This is a genomic window from Klebsiella sp. GG_Kp175, assembly GCF_040062325.1.
In the GTDB taxonomy this organism is placed as follows: domain Bacteria; phylum Pseudomonadota; class Gammaproteobacteria; order Enterobacterales; family Enterobacteriaceae; genus Klebsiella; species Klebsiella quasipneumoniae.
This window is the reverse complement of sequence record NZ_JBEAFX010000034.1, coordinates 77,733-92,819: the sequence shown is the minus strand read 5'-3', so window position 1 is coordinate 92,819 and position 15,087 is coordinate 77,733. Positions and strand designations below refer to the sequence as shown.

The following is a 15,087-nucleotide window of genomic DNA, read 5'->3' as shown; positions in this document are numbered from 1 at the left end:
GCCACGTACTGCTCGGGCCCAAAAAGGAATCAAATCACTATGCGCTGTAAAACGCTGACTGCTGCCGCAGCGGTTCTTCTTATGTTGACCGCAGGCTGTTCCACTCTGGAACGAGTGGTTTACCGTCCTGACATCAACCAGGGTAACTATCTGGCACCTAACGATGTAGCAAAAATTCGTGTCGGTATGACGCAACAGCAGGTTGCTTATGCTCTCGGAACGCCAATGATGTCGGATCCGTTCGGCACCAACACCTGGTTCTATGTATTCCGTCAGGAGCCGGGCCACGAGAAAGTGACTCAGCAGACCCTGACCCTGACCTTCAACAATGGCGGCGTGTTAACCAACATTGATAACAAGCCCGCGCTGACCAGTCAGTAAGGCCCGGAAAAGCAAAAAGCGCTCAGTGAGCGCTTTTTTTATGGCCGATAGCCGGTCTGTTGCTGCGGGTTACTTCGCGGCGTTTTTCTCCGCCCGCTGGCGACGCAGCTCTTTTGGATCTGCGATCAGCGGACGATAGATTTCCACCCGGTCGCCGTCATGGACTTCGTCGTGCAGCTTAACCGGACGACTGTGGATACCCAGCTTGTTTTTCGCCAGATCGATGTCATCACGCAGCGCCAGCAGACCGCTGGCGATAATCGCCTGCTCGACCGTCGCCCCCTCGTCCAGGGTGACCCGCTGCAGATACTGCTTTTCAGGCAGTGCGTAGGCGACTTCAACACGAATATTAGCCGGCACTGTAAACCTCTTTGGCGCGCGAAGTGAACGCCTGCACCATGTTAGCGGCCAGCTCTTTGAAGATCCGACCAAAAGCCATCTCAATCAGTTTATTGGTAAACTCGAAATCGAGATGGAATTCGATTTTGCACGCCTCCGGGCTCAGCGGAATAAACTTCCAGCCGCCAATCAGCTTCTTGAACGGGCCATCCACCAGGCTCATCAAAATGCTCTGGTTGCTGGTCAGTGTATTGCGTGTGGTGAAGGTCTTACTGATGCCGGCTTTGGACACATCAACCGCCGCCGTCATTTGCGTCGGCCCCAATTCCAGCACGCGGCTACCGGTGCAGCCTGGCAGAAAATCAGGATAGGACTTCACATCGTTTACCAGTTGATACATCTGTTCCGCGCTGAAAGGCACCAGCGCAGTACGGCTAATCTGAGGCATAGCAGGTTCCACATTTAAACACAGTGCAAATAATATCATTTATCTGCTGCTAAAAAAAACGCTGTGCCGCAACTCGTGCTAAGATGCGCAGTACACCTCGCAGGATGCGATCGAGGTAACTGTGTATAAGACGATGACTTCAGGACATTATGACTAAGAAAAAAGCCCACAAACCTGGATCAGCCACCATTGCGCTGAATAAACGCGCCCGTCACGAATACTTTATCGAGGATGAATACGAGGCTGGTCTCGCCCTGCAGGGCTGGGAAGTCAAATCCCTGCGTGCAGGCAAAGCCAACATCGGCGATAGCTATGTCATCCTGAAGGATGGCGAAGCCTTCCTGTTCGGCGCCAACTTTACGCCCATGGCCGTGGCTTCCACCCACTATGTCTGCGACCCGACGCGCACCCGTAAGCTGCTGCTCAACCAGCGCGAACTCGACACGCTGTACGGCCGTATTAACCGCGAAGGTTATACCGTTGTCGCCCTGTCGCTGTACTGGAAGAACGCCTGGTGCAAAGTGAAAATCGGCGTCGCCAAAGGTAAGAAACAGCACGACAAGCGTACCGACCTGAAGGATCGTGAATGGGCGCTGGATAAGGCGCGTATTATGAAGCACGCCGGACGCTAACCCCCTCCCCTGAGGGCCAGCTTTCGCTGGCCCTTACGCTATATCCTTGTTGATGCTGCTTTTTCGTCCACCCCTGCTGAAAGAATCCTGCGTGATGGGGCTGGTAACGACATTCACAAATCTGTTATACTTGACCTACACATTGGGGCTGATTCTGGATTCGACGGGATTTGCGAAACCCAAGGTGCATGCCGAGGGGCGGTTGGCCTCGTAAAAAGCCGCAAAAAATAGTCGCAAACGACGAAAACTACGCTTTAGCAGCTTAATAACCTGCTCTGAGCCCTCTCTCCCTAGCTTCCGCTCTTAAGACGGGGATCAAAGAGAGGTCAAACCCAAAAGAGATCGCGTGGATGCCCTGCCTGGGGTTGAAGCGTTAAATCTAATCAGGCTAGTTTGTTAGTGGCGTGTCTGTCCGCAGCTGGCAAGCGAATGTAAAGACTGACTAAGCATGTAGTGCCGAGGATGTAGGAATTTCGGACGCGGGTTCAACTCCCGCCAGCTCCACCACTTTTTAGTTGTTTGAAGTATACTGAAGTCTACTAAGCCCGCATGGAACCAGCCTTGCGGGCTTTTTTACGTCTACAGAAGTCTACTGAAATTTGCTAGAAGCTACTCCTTATGGCACCCTTTTTGGGACCCAACGCAAAGGGTCCCAAAATCGAGGGTCCTAAAAATGGCAAAAATCGCTAAGAAACTCACTGACACTGAAATCAAAAATACCAAGCCAGCAGAAAAGGAGATCAACCTTTTTGATGGTGACGGCCTGATGCTACGAATCGCTCCCCTATCAAAGGGTGGTAAGAAAAATTGGTATTTCAGGTATGCAGTGCCAGTAAGTAAGAAGCGAACAAAGATGAGCTTAGGAACCTACCCTCATCTCACACTTGCCAAAGCTCGGGCTTTACGTGATGAATACTTGTCATTGCTTACAAGTGGTATCGATCCGCAGATTCACAACAACGATAAAGCCAATGCCCTTAAGAATGCCACTGAGCACACGCTACAGGCGGTTGCTAGGAAATGGTTAGATGAGAAGGTCAAGACTTCTGGTATCTCTACAGACCATGCAGAAGATATCTGGCGGAGCCTTGAACGAAATATCTTCCCCGGCTTAGGCAACGTTCCGATCAAAGAGATCCGTCCCAAGCTCTTAAAACAACACCTTGACCCCATAGAACAACGAGGCGTGCTGGAAACACTACGCCGTATCATTTCACGTCTAAATGAAATTTTCCGTTGGGCTGCGACAGAAGAACTTATTGAGTTTAATCCTGCTGATAACCTCGGTCAGCGTTTCAGTAAGCCCAAGAAGCAAAACATGCCTGCTTTACCACCAGATGATTTACCCCGATTCTTAATTGCTCTATCTAACGCTTCTATACGACTCGAAACACGTCTTCTAATTGAGTGGCAACTCCTTACGTGGGTTCGTCCGGGAGAAGCTGTCCGTGCTCGGTGGAGTGATATAGACGAAGATAATCGATTCTGGAACATCCCCGGTGAGTTTATGAAGATGAAACGCCCTCACAAGATTCCGCTGAGTAAAGAGGCTATGCGTATACTTGAGTTAATCAGACCAATCAGTGGTCATAGAGAGTGGGTTTTCCCAAGCATTAAGGCCCCGCTTAACCACATGCATGAGCAAACAGCTAATGCTGCAATCATCCGTATGGGATTCGGTGGTGAACTGGTAGCCCACGGAATGCGTTCTATAGCAAGAACGGCTGCTGAAGAAAGCGGTAAATTTAGAACAGAGGTGCTTGAATCCGCCTTAGCTCATACTAAGAACAACGAAATCATAGCCGCTTACAATCGTGCTGAGTATCTTGCTGAAAGAACAGAGCTGATGCAGTGGTGGGGAGATTACGTTCAGGCGCAGAAATATAAGGCAATTGCTGCGTGAAAGAGCGACACCTTCCTACGCCCCTGAAAAATTTGCAATAAAATCAATAAGTTGAATCATGGTTTTGATTTTATGGTGCATTAGATGGTGCAAAAAAAGCTCGTGTAAACGGGCTTTTTTGCATCTGAACTTCTTCATTTTGCTATCTTTCCCACTAAAAAAACTGTTTTTTAGCGAGATCTGAACCTTATGTTAATGTAATCCAGTTCTGGATTTGTCTTCGCTTCTAATTTAAGTTTTGCCCAAGATGTCCCATCGACTTTGCAAAAAAACCGTAAGTTAACCAAAGATCAATAGTAAGCATGTTAGAATCTTGCCACACAGTGTATGATTTCTAGCTGGAAAATGGCATTAGGGAGTGTTCAAAATATGAAATTGATAGGTTTTAAAATCTCTAATTATCGCTCCATTTATGGAGACTATAGGATTGATTGCAACGGTTTAATTACAATAGTCGGCCCTAATAATAGCGGTAAAACAAATATACTAAAAGCTATCAAAACCTTTTTTACAGCAAAATACAATGATGATAACTATAGTATTGCGCGAGATATTCCTTATTTATCTACTATAAGTCAGACAAGTATGTCTGCAACATTCTCTATTAGTGAGGATGATGGAGACATATACGTACTTCATAAAGATCTCTTCGAAATGCTGGATCATTCTGCATCTCGAGGAAACCAAACTGTATCATTTACTTCAGTTGATGGGAAATATTTAACACCAAAAGAAATAACACTTTACCTTACCTTTTCAAAAGATAATGGAAACCCATCTTATAACGTATATAAAGGATTGAAAAGAACAGTTGATAGCAATTCGTTCACATCGATTGAAAGAAAATTTGTAGATTTACTTCTTTCAAAATTTGAGTGTATATATGTTCCATCTTCAAAAAGTGTGGACGAACTCATTGAATATCTTGTGATACCTTTTTTAAAGAAAAAGACGTCTGAAGTTATATCCCCACTAATTGATAAAATCACGACTGAATTATCAAGCGCATCGAAAGATATCAATGAAAAACTAGCAAAAAATGGAATGGGAAATATTACAATAGATTTTGCTATTCCTGATGAAAACCCTGAAAAATTACTAACACGATTTGACTTTAAAATAAATGATACTTATAAAACATCAATTAGTGAGAAGGGAATGGGGATTCAATGCCTTTCTGTCTTTTCATCATTCGAATGGATATCTAACGAAAAATATCGTTCAGGATTAAACTGTATTTGGTTAATCGAAGAACCTGAATCATTTCTTCATCCCGCATTATATGACAACTGTAATAAAATCCTTGAGGATTTGTCAGCTTCTAATAATGTCTTTATTACAACGCATGCCCTATCCTTTGTAAATAAAGATCCTGCAAAGATTATTGGGGTTAGCAAAGAGATAGAAGAGATCCAAACTCGTAAAAGGGGTAAAGCGAATGGAATTGAACATATTGCAAAGTCGATTATAAATAATAAATTTAAACATCACCAAGATGCAACTAAAGAAATAAGAAATTCTTTAGGGGTGAAGTTTAGTGATTATTTTGGATTTGGTTTATATAATTTACTTGTTGAGGGCCCATATGATAGGGAATATTTAAAATGGGTCCTAGAAGAAACAAAAAACAGTGAGAAATTTTCGAGTCAGTGGCCTTACTTAAGAAGTTCTAAAATCATCGACTTTGGAGGATGTAGTTTCTTGGGCGGTTTTTTAAACTCAAACTACCAATTCATTTATAATGAAGTCATTTTTGTTTCATTGTTTGATGGCGATGCCGCTGGAATGAAATCTAGAAGAGATGTAAGTAATAGGCTTAGTAGCATATCTGGGTTAAGTTTTTCTTCGAATATTAACTGGGTTTCTATACCGGGCGGCAATGCCATTGAAGGATTATTCCCTGATACATGGATAGCAGAGGCCTATAATCAATATCCATCATGGATACCTGATTATGGTGTCGATGCATCAAACACATTACAACCATTTACTGTAGACAAAGATAAGAAACGGCAGTTCTTTAATTATATGACTAAACATGAAAAATCTGATGAAAAGTGGCTTGATAAATTCATACCAGTTTTAAATAGTATTGAAAATGGTTTGGTCGAGAATGCCAAGAGATTAAATGTATTATTGTAAATAAAAATTAAGCCCGAGTGGTTTCAATCTCGGGCATTTAACCTGCTACTGTTAAAAACATTATTGGTCCATTTTTGTTATTCAAAGCTTTCTTTTAATGGGATTGAAACCTATTTTTTTAAACTCTGATTATCTTTAATATGTGGTTTTTGTTGTTCTTTTTTTAGAATGTTTTTTAACTTCGATTTAAATCTATTTTCATACTCAGTTAAATGGGGTGGATTTTTCTTTATTTCTTCTTGAATAATTTTATCTTTATTTTTAAGGGCTATGATAGGCTCTCTGATTCCTAAGCGTTTTCTCATTTCTTCGATCTTAGTTGCTCTACTATTGATGTTGCCACGACTTTTGAGTCTAAATTTATCTGTGGCTGTGGTAGCTGTTTCTGCATGATCAAGTATCCTACTGATAGAACTGCTATCAGATTTATCATGCCAACGATTGAAGCGACTTTGATTATTAATTTTGTTTGATTTTTTATAGTTTTGTTTTTTAACTCCGTTGAGTATTTGTGTATTTTTCTGTTTTGTATTTCTAAATCTTCTATTTTTTTGTCTATCGTATTCCTTGAAAGATTTAGTATTGATGATGTTGTTGAAGCCGTTTTCTCTGTATTCTCTAATACTTGTTGTGTCTGATTTAATGCTGTACTGACTGATTCTGATAGTATCATCATTGATTCTGTCAGAGGCTCTATCACTGTTGAAATCTGGTTCAACAAATGATCGTCCAGAACTATTTTCGTCATTTGTTTTTCTTGCTGAGAATCTTCTAACGATTTCATCATCTCTATTTTTGTCATATTTCACCTTTGCTTTTATTGTGTTCCAACTGAATTTTTTACCAAGAGATGATCCCTTGAAGAAAATATTTTTTTCATTATTTTTGATACCAAATGACACTCCGGCGACGTTGCCAGTAAAAGCAACGTTAAAAGCCAGCTCTATGCCTACAACCTGCAGTCTGTCTATGAACGTGGACAAATCAGGCTTACCTACTAAAGCCGCCTGTAGTGCGTTCTGTAGCACTAAACGGGCTGGTTTCTCACCTGTCCTCAATGCCAGCTCGATCTCGTTCTTGGTTGGTGCTGATACGTCTGATTTTTGCCCCTGCAAGCCTTTAGTAATGGTTAAGCTGTGCTTTACTTCTAAACGTTCACAAGCTGCTATTGTGTTAAATGCTGAGTGCTGACCATGCCATACAGAACCATCAAGGCCGATCCTGTTTGCTACAATATGGATATGGTCTTTATCTGTATCTTTATGACGCACACAAATATATTGATGTTTTTCAATATCGATATTCATTTCTTTCAAATAGTCTTTTGCTATCTCCTGCCATTTTTCATCTGTTAATTTTTCATCTTTTGGAAGAGATAAAAATGCATGAAATACTGGTCTTTTGATATCTTGTCTAAAGCTGCTTACAGTCTTGAACTCATCAGTTAAATCACTTACGTTATTTTTATCTGCTGACATGTTGCTACAAATAAAACTGTGCTCATCTTTTAATATGTAATCAACTCTATTTTTAAATGATCTTCCCGTTTTAGCCACACTCCCTTTCATATATACCCCAAATCTTTATTAATTTCTATTATCCTTCTACCAACCTGCTTTATATTAAAGTTGAGTTTATCAACCTCATTTTTATCAAAATACTGATTGCCATTTAGTTTCTTTGTTGCTTGGTTTATATTATTGGCAACTGCTGAAAGCTGCATATATGTTTTTTGATTAACTTCTGGCATTTTTCTTTTAACAATAGGTTCAGAGTTTAAAATCTCTTTTCTAATGTAATGACCTCTTTCAAGCCCTGATGCTTCCACTAATGATTTTAAATATTCAAACTCTGCTTTGTTTACCCTGAACTGTATAGATATGTCTCTGCGTTCTTCTTGATTTAGTTCTATACGACCTCTTTTTCTGTCTGTATCCATATTTTATTTCCCACATGTAAACATATAATCTCTTATAGCTTTTATATAGTCTTCATCATTTTCATCAATTAACAATTTTAGAAGATCATCAGCTTTATTTTCTTCTATATACCTATGAGAAACGAAATAACATAATCTTTTTTCATCACTATTTATTTCACTAAAAGGTATATTTTTATCTTGTTCTATGTAGTAAAAAAATCTGGCTAATAACTCAAACTTCATTTTCAAACTTATTTGTTTCTCTAAGTCATCATTATTCATATTCTATTAACCCTCTTATATTTAATCAGCGCTTTTTTATCTATCATTTTTCTAACATCTGATATTGATTGCTTTGCTTCGCTTGAAGAGTCTTTTTTACCCATACAACTACGGATCATGAAGCCGCCAAGCATTATACAAAGAAGCATCATTGCTATTGCTATAATCATATATTAATTCCCTCAACTAAAGTGAATATAAAACTTATCTTCTTCTTTTGATTTTAAAACAACATTATTATAAAAACCTTTAATGTCATTGATACGTTCAGGATCTGGATAGTTCTTTATTTCTTCGCTATTTATTATTTTATTTAATGCGCTTTCTGCTCCTTTTTTACTTATTGTTTTACCTTCATTGCTACCTGAAAAATGATTATTATACTCTTCACAATGAAAACTCTTATAAAAAACAGCGTCAGCATAACCAAAAAAGAAAGCCACTTTTTTATCTTTTTTTCTTTCAATACTAAAATCGTGCGACATATGTATAACTCCTAATATTATTTATAATATCCAAAGTAAATCTTTGGGGTTTGATTTACCGCCTCCCATTTGATAAGGGGAACAGGCGGAAGGTAGAGCTTTTTGTTTTTCAACCCCCCGAACGAAGTGAGAGGGGGCAATCCGAAGGATTGGGTAAATAGCGGATACGCTATTACACCTTGCCTCAGTTTCCGAAAACTAAAAAATAAAAGCTGAACTCAACTTATATTTAAATAAATAACCGATCTAACAAAGTAGTCAATAGCGGCTACATAAATAAATACACTGCACGATAAATAAAATGCAAATAAAAGATAGGGTAAATAATATATTGTCTTTATGACAACTTTGGGGGGAATCGTCAAGGGGTAAATCGTGGGGTCCCGCTTGCGGGTTCCGATTTAGTGCTTGATGATATAGAGGAGGAAATAAAATTTATATGGGTGATGGTTCGACACTTCGAGCCATCACCTTGGAAGACGTATTTTACATTCTCCTTCTGAAAGAAATCCTGTCAGAAAAAGCCAACTTGCTAATAATAAACCCAACAATCGCAATAACAAATAAACTAATATTACCAGCCATTATTCCTGAACTCATACCAATCAAAACTGATAATATTAAGGTGCTGAATACTATTAAAAATACGCACCAACCCGGCGGAGCACCGTATAATACAGTTGCTTGACATCCAGTGCATACGTGAACCCCTTTCTGACTTTCTTTTAGACAGTATGGGCATTGAATGGTATTATTTTCCATTTCCTACTCCTCTAATCTTTCTTAAAAACCGCACCTTGGTAAACAACTCCATCTTTGACTTTTTCGATTTTAAAAGTCCAAGATCCGAGATTTTTGTTTTGCGTTTTGACGATATAGATGGGTTTCTTGCTTTCATCCCAGCTTTTAACGGTAAAAACACCATCGCGAAACTTGATCACATCTTTCTGAATATCAAGCCTGACGCCAAACTGTTGATTAACATAGTTGCCATAGATGCCATCATCGCCACACCCTGCTAACAGGACGGCAAGACCTGCCACTAACATAAATTTCCGCATACCTTTTCCTTCATTGGTAAGACACAGGCCAACGCTTGGCCTGTAAACGTCTTAGAATTCAATTATTTTGATGGTTCGTCATATCGTTTGTACCGATCGAAAATCACACCATGATAGGTTTTAGCTATCATAAACAAATAATCGATCGTTTATATCAATTAAACACCGATCGATCTGGTATCATTTGATTGTCAAAAGCTATCAATATCTAATTATCGATCTTTTATACCGATCTATTCCTGTTAAGGATTTGGATCTCGAACGGACAACAGCGGGAAAATTTCTATGATGGGATATCTGGCGCGAGACTTTTTTTTATATCTTTTATATATGGTTTTCTTTTTACTTTATTAGGCTTCGCCCTATATATTTTTTAGATCTAGTTCAACTTTATATTTTATTGGTGCCATAAAACAATGCACCTTTGCTATAAACAAAAACAGCCTTACTGAGAGTTATATACTGCCTTGTGTTCGCCCCCGAAAAGGGGACTTCATCCAAGGCTTCGCCTCCTGAAATTTTCAACTTATTTTGTTGAAAATATATCAAGATTGGCGAAAACCAAGATGAAAAATATGACTTCACCCAAGTTGATCTGGCTTAAAGCTCTACATCGTTTCCAATGTAGGACACCCTACGACACCCCCAGATTCGTTCATGCAGATTAATGTATTGTTATCCCCTATTCATGCTGTAAACAAAGGTAGGGCTTTCTCATAGCTATTCCATATACAACTTCACTTATCTGTTTAGAACTTCGCTTCGGGTTGGTATTACGTCGCTTCCCCTTCTATACCTACAACCAACAAAACATACGGACATCTCTTATTAGCGACTCGCGCTCAATTGCTCCACATATGTAGACCTGATACAAAGGTTTATAATTTGATTGCTTTCGAGGACATTAAAGATTCTGGAAGTGGTATTTAAAAGACTTGTAAAAAGCTCAGATTTAGATTTGACAAATATGAAAAGATTATTTAATACTTTATTATATTTGTAATCACGTTAATCCTCTAACTGATTACAAGACTTAAAAAAGTCAGCGAAAACTTTTTTAGTCCTTAAAAAGTCAGATTTAAAATCTGGCTTTTTTTGTATCTTTACTTTTTATAGATCTTATATTTTAATAGTCAATAGAAATAAAGAAATATTTCACAGCATCATTATTAATGCTGAAATAAATGAAGGTCAGATATACATCTGACCTTTAGTTTAATATGGGTTTATTATTCATACTTGGCCCTAAACGCTCTACAAACCAAATCACGCTGCTTTATTACGAGACGTGTAAATCATTTGGTCAATCCACTCATCAACTTCACTTTCTACGAACCTTATTGCTCGATCGCCAAGTTTTATTGGTGCAGGGAATTGTCCACGACTGATCAATCGGTAAATCCAAGCTTTACAAAATCCGGTTCTTTCCAGCACTTCAGGCAGACGGATAAATCTTTTTCTTTCTGTCATACATTTCTCCATTGTCGTTTGATGGATGCAGTATCTTCAGATCGCTTATGGCGATCAACTATCAAAAAGCACGAATTGATCAAGAGATGGTTTTTTTTTAGTCAGATTTATGAAGGGTGTTTTGAAAGCAAGCCAGCATAGGCTTTGGAGGACTTTTACAAAAAGTGCTATTTTTTGGGTCTATGTAAATTTTTTTAATAAATAATTACTTATCAATGAGTTAAGTTATTTGTGATTTAATTCCGTACTATCCCCCTTTATAATTCTTGTTTAGCACTTTGAGAAGACTTACTTAGAAGTAAGAACTTGCATACGGGAAATAGCCTCTGGATAAGAAAGGCTATGTTTCGTGAGTTCAACTCCTCAACGTCAGTAGTATCCAAGATTTTAGCTTTGGAATAAGTAAAATCTGTAATGACGCCTTTTTTTAGGACCCTTTATTGAACCCTTAATGAATCAAGATACAAAAATAACAATAAAAATCATATCGTTGAAAAACAAAGCACAGGGACGCCAGCCCACCAAAATTCTCCATCGGTGATTACCAGAGTCATCCGATGAAGTCCTGAGAGCCCGCACGGCGCAAGCCCTGCGGGCTTTTTTGTATCTGCAATTTGTCCCGCGAAGTCCGAAGAGAACTCATTAAATCCGAACCTTTTAGGCCCATTGATAGGCCCAACGAAAAGCTCTGGTATTTTCACGTTACCGATACCCCGCTAGCCCCCCCTCTCAGGATAAGACCACCCACAACATCTCGTACAACCCTTGCACACTCCGGCCGCGTCCGCGGCCGGAGGGATAGATTTACCCCTTGGCAGAATACGCGTCCAGCATGGCTAGGACCGCCCGACGCGCCGCATCGTCTGCGATATTGTCAGTCAGCGCATCAGCCCGCAGAGTGACATAAGCGTCAGCAGCCCTTCGGATGGCAATCCCGACAGAGTGACGATCGTGCGTTGCCAGGGTGGAAGTCAGCAGGCCATCGGGATCAATGCCGAGGGCTTCTATTCGGCGAACGCCACGTTGCGGTAGATTGGCGCGACGGAACAGCATCGGTCCCAGCACTTGTTCCCGGAAGAAAGACAGCATCCCCAGCGCTTCGAAGAGTTCCCCCCTGCCCAGTTTAACCCCGGCATAATGCAGCCAGATCCAGGCCCGGGACTCAAACCACTCCGGCGTCATGTTCGGCCAGTGCGCGCTAAATTTTGCCAGCTGTCGCTCGAGAGCATCGTTATCACGGGTAAATAGCACGGCAGGCTCCTCAACGCGCTGAGTGAGCATGTCCAGGGTGATAAATTTCAGATCGACATGAAGAAGTTGCGGGCCAAACAGGCAGATCAGCAGGCGAGGCTCACCGACGTGTTCCCCGGTGAAAGCATGTAGCAGATGGCCGAGCGTTCCGGCGAACGCCATACGCTGAGCCATGATTTCGTCATAATAGAGAGGGTCGATCACCACCACGAAATCCAGATCGGAGTATTGATCAAACCCGCCATGGATAAACGAGCCGCCGGCGAGAAGGGAGTGGATCCGCGAATCAGACTGTAATTTAAGCTTCAGTTGCTCTGCAAAACTTCTGTGTAAATCGGGTAGCGTATTAAGCATACTTTTTCCTGTTCACAAAAAAGACAAAGCATTACAGAATATCGAGCGATTCATCAGCAGACCAGATATTTCTGCTGGAACCCTACCCTCCATCGCGAAGCGCTAAATGCAAGCAATACTCCCCTCAAACCACCTCGCTCATCCACTCAGCAAACGCCCGCACGGCGGGAGAGAGAAAACGCTGGTGCGGATAGAGCAAAGTGATGGGTACCGGGGGCGGCTGCCAGTCCGTCAGCACTTCCACCAGTCTCCCCTCCCGCAGGTGGTCAGCAACGATATTCTCCGCCAGCTGCGCCAGTCCAAATCCTGCCAGGCACATTTTTATATAGAGCCCCGTTTCATTCACCGCGGCGGTGCCGCTGATGGGTACAGAAAAGGTCTCGCCGTGGCGAACGAAGCGGAACTCATCGGCCCGCCTCGCCTGGCCGGAGAAGTAATGCACCGCCCGGTGCTGAGAGAGCGCCTCCGGTGACGGCGGCACGCCATATTCCCGAAGATAGTCCGGTGACGCGCAGGTGACCCAGCGAAAGCGGCCCAGAGGCCGGGCCACCAGGCTGGAGTTGTTCAGCTCTCCCGTGCGTATCACGCAGTCGACGCCTTCCTGAATGAGATCGACCGGCCGATCGCTGACGCCGATCATCAGGTAGATGTCAGGGTAGCGTCGGTAAAAGTCTTGCAGATGGGGCATGACGATGAAATGCGCGATGCCCGCGGGCATATCAACCCGCAGACGCCCCTGAGGCCGCGCGACAGACTCGCCCAGGCTGGATTCGCTATGTTCGATGAGGGCGAGAATTTCCCGGCACTGCGCCAGATACTGCATCCCTTCCGGAGTCAGGCTCACCCGCCTTGTGGTCCGGTTCAGCAGCCGCACCTTCAGGTATTTCTCAAGGTTTTTAATGGTACTGGTGACAGTGGAGGCTGGCAGGGAAAGGGTTTCCGCGGCACGCACGAAGCTCCCTGCCTCCGCGACGCGCACAAACATCTGCATAGCCTGGATACGATCCACCTTCTTTCTCTCCTGTAGCGAGCAGCTTACCGACAGATGGCATGATTATTCGTTAATTATGAATAATGAAAACAATTTACGCACCTTTTTGCGCTTAATCGCCTGGCGTATCGTTGCACGGTGGATGACGAATGAAGGGTTGAAAATGACCATGACCTCAACAAATATCCATACAATCAACAAATTAAATAACACGTATAAAGGAAAAATCATGTCCGTTCAGGCTGTCGAATTACGTAAGGCCTATCGTTTATTGCAGGTCGGGTCCACCACCATGATTTCCGCAAAATATGATGGCGTCGAAAATGTCATGTCAGCCGCCTGGGTTGGGTTGGCAGGCGAGCGAAAAGTGGTGGCCTATATCGGCACCCAGGCCTTCACTCGTCAGCTGGTGGAAAAGAGCGGCTATTTCGTCGTGCAGATCCCCGTAGTCAGCCAGATGGCAACCGTCCTCTACGCTGGCGGGCGCAGCTATGCCGATGCGCCGGATAAAAACGACACCATCCCCTTCTTTTATCAGCCAGGGTTCGATCTCCCCCTTGTCGCAGGCTGCGCGGGCTGGCTGGTGTGCAAAGTGATGCCTTACCCGGACATCCAGCAACAGCACAATCTGTTTATGGGCGACATCGTCGCCGCCTGGAGCGATGACCGGGTATTCCGCAACGGACACTGGATCTTTGATGATGCACCGGACGAACTACGGACCGTTCACTATGTCGCAGGCGGGCAGTTCTATGCCATCGGCAAAGGCAGCAAATTCGATCATGGACCGGGTAAGGACTGACCCTCCCCGGTCATGAAGATCACTGACGAGATGTCTGCGCGGCAGAGCGGCTGATACTCCGGCGCCAGACGCCGGGCGCCTGGCCATACTGGCGCTTGAAGCTGCGGTTGAAGGACTGCTGGGAGTCAAAGCCGAGGGCGATCGCCACGTTGAGGATCGGCTCGTTGCTGTGGGCTAAGCGTTCAACCGATTTTTGCAGCTTTTGCGCCCGGATATACTCCCCGAGGGGGTGCCCGGTATGTTCTTTGAAGATCCGCTGCAGGTGCCACTTCGAATAGCCGGCTCGCCGGGCAACGGTATCAATATCCAGACGGCTATCAAGATGGTTGTCGATCCAGTCGATCAGATCCTGAATGATGGCGCCAGTGTTCATCATATTTCCCCCTCGCGGCCGGTTAAAAGCATCTTTAGCAGTTGCATTAAAAGGTGGCCTGGTTTTACACAAAATGCAAGTTTTATTGTTGCATTTAAAACCCTGCCAGGATCGCGCCTTTTTTCTCCGGTGAGGATCGCACATAAAGTGCAACAATTATTCTTGCACTTAGTTAAGCGCCTTCCTACAATCGCCGCGATAGTGTATTCGAAATTGTTACAATTTTGTGGCGATGATCGACACAAATGGCCT

At 42.9% G+C, this 15,087-nt stretch carries 17 protein-coding genes and 1 other RNA gene; 6 read left to right on the top strand and 12 right to left on the bottom strand.

What is annotated here, in order from left to right; translation table 11 throughout:
* The first annotated feature begins 39 nt into the window (after positions 1-39).
* Positions 40-381, top strand: a complete 342-nt coding sequence (bamE, locus tag ABLU73_RS23885) for an outer membrane protein assembly factor BamE (protein WP_004206850.1) — start codon at positions 40-42, stop codon at positions 379-381.
* Between the two features lie 69 nt (positions 382-450).
* Here the strand turns inward: bamE and ABLU73_RS23880 are convergent, their stop codons facing one another.
* Both ABLU73_RS23880 and ABLU73_RS23875 read right to left on the bottom strand, forming a co-directional pair.
* Positions 451-741: an RnfH family protein gene (locus ABLU73_RS23880; RefSeq protein ID WP_194417828.1), complete on the bottom strand. Its 291-nt coding sequence runs from the start codon at positions 739-741 to the stop codon at positions 451-453.
* A complete protein-coding gene (locus ABLU73_RS23875) occupies positions 731-1,168 on the bottom strand; it encodes a type II toxin-antitoxin system RatA family toxin (RefSeq protein WP_004174798.1) in 438 nt (145 codons plus the stop codon). The genes ABLU73_RS23880 and ABLU73_RS23875 overlap by 11 nt, the downstream gene beginning before the upstream one ends.
* A gap of 149 nt (positions 1,169-1,317) precedes the next feature.
* Here ABLU73_RS23875 and smpB point away from each other — a divergent pair, with 149 nt between their 5' ends.
* The 4 genes from smpB to ABLU73_RS23855 all read left to right on the top strand — a co-directional run bounded on the left by smpB (position 1,318) and on the right by ABLU73_RS23855 (position 5,845).
* Entirely contained in the window at positions 1,318-1,800 is a 483-nt protein-coding gene (smpB, locus tag ABLU73_RS23870) for an SsrA-binding protein SmpB (protein ID WP_002914164.1), read from the top strand.
* A gap of 144 nt (positions 1,801-1,944) precedes the next feature.
* Positions 1,945-2,307, top strand: a transfer-messenger RNA (tmRNA) gene (ssrA, locus tag ABLU73_RS23865).
* 166 nt (positions 2,308-2,473) lie between these two features.
* The gene (locus tag ABLU73_RS23860) at positions 2,474-3,703 is read left to right on the top strand and encodes an integrase domain-containing protein (RefSeq protein WP_080816188.1); all 1,230 of its coding nucleotides are present in this window, start codon (positions 2,474-2,476) and stop codon (positions 3,701-3,703) included.
* Between the two features lie 369 nt (positions 3,704-4,072).
* Complete coding sequence (locus ABLU73_RS23855) at positions 4,073-5,845, top strand: AAA family ATPase (protein WP_279906379.1); 1,773 nt, start codon at positions 4,073-4,075, stop codon at positions 5,843-5,845.
* A 110-nt stretch (positions 5,846-5,955) separates the two neighbouring features.
* Here the strand turns inward: ABLU73_RS23855 and ABLU73_RS23850 are convergent, their stop codons facing one another.
* The 9 genes from ABLU73_RS23850 to ABLU73_RS23810 all read right to left on the bottom strand — a co-directional run bounded on the left by ABLU73_RS23850 (position 5,956) and on the right by ABLU73_RS23810 (position 13,678).
* Positions 5,956-7,401: a relaxase/mobilization nuclease domain-containing protein gene (locus ABLU73_RS23850; protein WP_348850464.1), complete on the bottom strand. Its 1,446-nt coding sequence runs from the start codon at positions 7,399-7,401 to the stop codon at positions 5,956-5,958.
* Positions 7,402-7,409: 8 nt separating this feature from the next.
* A complete protein-coding gene (locus ABLU73_RS23845) occupies positions 7,410-7,784 on the bottom strand; it encodes a hypothetical protein (protein ID WP_348850463.1) in 375 nt (124 codons plus the stop codon).
* A gap of 3 nt (positions 7,785-7,787) precedes the next feature.
* Positions 7,788-8,048 (bottom strand): hypothetical protein, encoded by a 261-nt coding sequence (locus tag ABLU73_RS23840; protein WP_279906376.1) that lies wholly within the window; start codon positions 8,046-8,048, stop codon positions 7,788-7,790.
* Positions 8,049-8,230: 182 nt separating this feature from the next.
* Positions 8,231-8,533 carry a hypothetical protein gene (locus ABLU73_RS23835; RefSeq protein WP_348850462.1) on the bottom strand — a complete coding sequence of 101 codons (303 nt, stop codon included), beginning with the start codon at positions 8,531-8,533 and terminating at the stop codon, positions 8,231-8,233.
* Positions 8,534-9,019: 486 nt separating this feature from the next.
* Entirely contained in the window at positions 9,020-9,295 is a 276-nt protein-coding gene (locus ABLU73_RS23830; RefSeq protein ID WP_071883304.1) for a hypothetical protein, read from the bottom strand.
* An 11-nt stretch (positions 9,296-9,306) separates the two neighbouring features.
* Positions 9,307-9,594: a hypothetical protein gene (locus tag ABLU73_RS23825; RefSeq protein ID WP_279906374.1), complete on the bottom strand. Its 288-nt coding sequence runs from the start codon at positions 9,592-9,594 to the stop codon at positions 9,307-9,309.
* Positions 9,595-10,860: 1,266 nt separating this feature from the next.
* Positions 10,861-11,064, bottom strand: coding sequence for an AlpA family transcriptional regulator (locus ABLU73_RS23820; protein ID WP_042948911.1), 204 nt, complete (start codon positions 11,062-11,064; stop codon positions 10,861-10,863).
* An 804-nt stretch (positions 11,065-11,868) separates the two neighbouring features.
* Complete coding sequence (locus ABLU73_RS23815; protein ID WP_264923695.1) at positions 11,869-12,669, bottom strand: nucleotidyltransferase domain-containing protein; 801 nt, start codon at positions 12,667-12,669, stop codon at positions 11,869-11,871.
* A 124-nt stretch (positions 12,670-12,793) separates the two neighbouring features.
* Positions 12,794-13,678: a LysR family transcriptional regulator gene (locus tag ABLU73_RS23810; protein ID WP_264923696.1), complete on the bottom strand. Its 885-nt coding sequence runs from the start codon at positions 13,676-13,678 to the stop codon at positions 12,794-12,796.
* Positions 13,679-13,889: 211 nt separating this feature from the next.
* On the opposite strand from ABLU73_RS23810, the gene ABLU73_RS23805 reads away from it, so the two are divergent.
* Positions 13,890-14,462, top strand: coding sequence for a flavin reductase family protein (locus tag ABLU73_RS23805; protein ID WP_004205767.1), 573 nt, complete (start codon positions 13,890-13,892; stop codon positions 14,460-14,462).
* Positions 14,463-14,481: 19 nt separating this feature from the next.
* On the opposite strand, the gene ABLU73_RS23800 is transcribed toward ABLU73_RS23805, so the two are convergent.
* Positions 14,482-14,835 carry a helix-turn-helix domain-containing protein gene (locus tag ABLU73_RS23800; protein ID WP_004205765.1) on the bottom strand — a complete coding sequence of 118 codons (354 nt, stop codon included), beginning with the start codon at positions 14,833-14,835 and terminating at the stop codon, positions 14,482-14,484.
* Between the last annotated feature and the right edge of the window lie 252 nt (positions 14,836-15,087).